This window comes from Azonexus sp. (genome assembly GCF_036170495.1).
Taxonomy (GTDB): Bacteria; Pseudomonadota; Gammaproteobacteria; order Burkholderiales; family Rhodocyclaceae; genus Azonexus.
The window spans coordinates 1-1,079 of sequence record NZ_JAVHPH010000121.1 but is presented as its reverse complement, the minus strand read 5'-3'; the positions used below and the strand labels follow the sequence as shown (position 1 = coordinate 1,079).

Sequence of the window (1,079 nt, the reverse complement as noted above, 5' to 3'; positions counted from 1 at the left end):
AAGTGCTTTCCGGCTCAAGCCCGCGTTCGGCGCAGAGGTGGCGGTACCAGCGGTCACCGAGGCCGACGTGGCCGATTTCGTCGCGCAAAATGATGTCGAGAAGGCGGGCGCTGTCGTGGTCGCCGACCTGTTCGAGTTTCATCTGGATCGGCGGCGTCGCGTCGAGACCGCGCGCTTCGAGCAGGCGCGGGACGAGCGCCATGCGGATGAGGGCGTCGTCGGTGGTTTTTTCGGCCATGTCCCACAGGCCGGCATGGGCCGGGAAGTCGCCGTAGTCGTAGCCGAGCGATTGCAGGCGGGCGCGCAGCCGTTGGAAATGCTCGGCTTCTTCGATGGCAACGCCGATCCAGTCGGCGTAATAGGCTTGCGGCAGGGCGCGAAAGCGGGCGGCGTGGTCGAGGGCGAGATTGATGGCCGAAAATTCGATGTGCACGATGGCATGGAGCAGCCGGGCACGACCTTCCGGCGTGCCCGGGTTGCGATTCGGAACGTCTTTATGCGGCAGCAGCTCGGGTTTGGCCGGACGGCCGCAAATCAGCGGGAGCGGCGTACCGTCATGCCAATTCAGCTGGCCGGCCTGCCAGTCAGCGGCAATTGCTACGGTCAACCGGATTTTTTGGCCAATTTCGGAAGCAGCGAGAGCCTCGGCCAGGCGGACGAAGAGCGATTCCATCAGGGCGCCGGGTTGGTGTAGCGTAGATGAATGGCATCGATCTCGGCCAGCACCTCGGGCGATAGCATCGTCTGCATGGCGGGCAGGGTTTCCTTTAACTGCGCCAGCGAGGCGGCGCCGATGATGGTGCTGGCGACGAACCAGCGCGAACGGGTAAAGCCGAGGGCCAGTTGGGTCGGCGTCAGGCCGTGTTTGTGGGCGAGTTCAACATAGGCCTGAACGGCGGGGATGACGTTGGGCTTGCTGTAACGCTGGCCGAAAGTCGGCCACAGCGTGAGGCGACCTGGGGCTTTCGGGTCGGCCAGGTACTTGCCGGTCAGGTGGCCGAAGGCGAGGGCGGAATAGGCGAGGAGGCCGACTTGCTGGCGATGGCAGACTTCGGCCAGGCCGGTTTCGAAGGTCCGGT

Annotated in this window: 2 protein-coding genes; both read right to left on the bottom strand. The window is 64.8% G+C overall.

The features are described from left to right. On the bottom strand, positions 1-673 hold a 673-nt coding region (locus ADADOO_RS03835), incomplete at its 3' end, for a ferritin-like domain-containing protein (protein WP_511275167.1). Then, positions 673-1,079 (bottom strand): aldo/keto reductase (locus ADADOO_RS03830; protein ID WP_511275165.1); only part of this gene is annotated, 407 nt, incomplete at its 5' end. The genes ADADOO_RS03835 and ADADOO_RS03830, both read right to left, overlap by 1 nt.